Annotated in this window: 2 protein-coding genes; one reads left to right on the top strand and one right to left on the bottom strand. The window is 33.9% G+C overall.

Annotated features, from left to right (window positions below; genetic code table 11):
- Window positions 1-346 (bottom strand): hypothetical protein (locus tag KLP42_RS27485; RefSeq protein WP_502941356.1); only part of this gene is annotated, 346 nt, incomplete at its 3' end.
- Window positions 347-467: 121 nt separating this feature from the next.
- Here KLP42_RS27485 and KLP42_RS27490 point away from each other — a divergent pair.
- A complete protein-coding gene (locus KLP42_RS27490) occupies window positions 468-1,142 on the top strand; it encodes an IS6 family transposase (protein WP_001590017.1) in 675 nt (224 codons plus the stop codon).
- The last annotated feature ends 271 nt before the right edge of the window (window positions 1,143-1,413 follow it).

Consider the following 1,413-nt stretch of genomic DNA (forward strand, 5'->3'; position numbering starts at 1 on the left):
TGTTTGGATTAAATTCAATACGCATATTACGTCTGTCCCAACTATCTGCTTTCACTTTGTCATATTCAATATAAACTTTTTCTTGAAGTGCTTTAGCTTTAAACTTTGTTTGAAGAATATCCCAAAGTCTTATTTGGGGCTCTACACTCATAAATTTAGAAAGGGCTTGAGCGTTGTCTCGGTTGAGATTTCCAACGATCGTCATTGCATCAAAACTTAATTTTGGATCAGATATGCACACAGTATGTGCGTCCAACCGGCTATTAGAGTAGCCGGTTTTAGAAAAATTGTCTAAATCGTGATTTTCCAAATGATTTGAATGATTTGCATGATTGTTTTTATACATAAAAAATCGACTCCTTAATCTCAATTTCGTTTAAGGAATCGCTCACCCAAATATATATCTTGATGGGTTCTGTTGCAAAGTTGAATTTATAATATAATTTTAACAAAAAGGAGTCTTCTGTATGAACTATTTCAGATATAAACAATTTAACAAGGATGTTATCACTGTAGCCGTTGGCTACTATCTAAGATATGCATTGAGTTATCGTGATATATCTGAAATATTAAGGGAACGTGGTGTAAACGTTCATCATTCAACGGTCTACCGTTGGGTTCAAGAATATGCCCCAATTTTATATCAAATTTGGAAGAAAAAGCATAAAAAAGCTTATTACAAATGGCGTATTGATGAGACGTACATCAAAATAAAAGGAAAATGGAGCTATTTATATCGTGCCATTGATACAGAGGGACATACATTAGATATTTGGTTGCGTAAGCAACGAGATAATCATTCAGCATATGCGTTTATCAAACGTCTCATTAAACAATTTGGTAAGCCTCAAAAGGTAGTTACAGATCAGGCACCTTCAACGAAGGCAGCAATGGCTAAAATAATTAAAGCTTTTAAACTTAAACCTGACTGTCATTGTACATCGAAATATCTGAATAACCTCATTGAGCAAGATCACCGTCATATTAAAGTAAGAAAGACAAGATATCAAAGTATCAATACGGCAAAGAATACTTTAAAAGGTATTGAATGTATTTACGCTCTATATAAAAAGAACCGCAGGTCTCTTCAGATCTACGGATTTTCCCCATGCCACGAAATTAGCATCATGCTAGCAAGTTAAACGAACACTGACATGATAAATTAGTGGTTAGCTATATTTTTTTACTTTGCAACAGAACCACCAATGATTATCAGAAGTTTAATCCACAATAAAAAGCATGGCAAGTTCATGAACTTGCCATGCTTTTTATTTACAATTAGTTACCAAACAAAAGACTCCAAAACCCTTTTCTCGGGGATTCTTCTATTCTATCATCTAGATTACTTTTTACTCTACTCGACAAGTTACAATTGTTTGGGCTCTCTTGTTCTTTTAACACTTCTTCCCTGTT

It is taken from the genome of Rhizobium sp. CSW-27, from assembly GCF_018760785.1.
Lineage (GTDB): Bacteria > Pseudomonadota > Alphaproteobacteria > Rhizobiales > Rhizobiaceae > Neorhizobium.

Bases quoted from the DNA above. Each gene is read 5' to 3' on its own strand.
- KLP42_RS27490 (WP_001590017.1), top strand. From the start codon at position 468: ATGAACTATTTCAGATATAAACAATTTAACAAGGATGTTATCACTGTA.